Source organism: Jeotgalibacillus marinus (assembly GCF_040801915.1).
Classification (GTDB): domain Bacteria; phylum Bacillota; class Bacilli; order Bacillales; family Jeotgalibacillaceae; genus Jeotgalibacillus; species Jeotgalibacillus marinus.
Genome location: NZ_JBFMIA010000200.1, coordinates 1 through 261, shown reverse-complemented (window position 1 = coordinate 261; position 261 = coordinate 1). Strand labels below are relative to the sequence as shown.

Here is a 261-nt window from a genome sequence, read left to right as displayed (position 1 = left end):
GCCGCGCGTGCGTAGCGCAGCATCATCTCGCGGAACGTCATCACCTCGGGTCCGCCCAGCTCCAGGACCTCACCGCGCGCCGCATCGATGGCGAGGACATCGACCAACGCGCGCAGCACGTCGCGGATCGCGATGGGCTGGATGCGCGTCGAGACCCAGCTGGGGATGACCATGATCGGCAGCAGCTCGGCGGTGTGACGGATCATCTCGAACCATGCGCTGCCCGATCCGATGATGACGCCGGCCCGCAGCTCGGTGACC

Annotated in this window: 1 pseudogene; it reads right to left on the bottom strand. The window is 68.2% G+C overall.

From position 1 onward, the window contains the following. Positions 1–261, bottom strand: a pseudogene (locus AB1471_RS17540) (NmrA family protein); the annotation flags it as partial.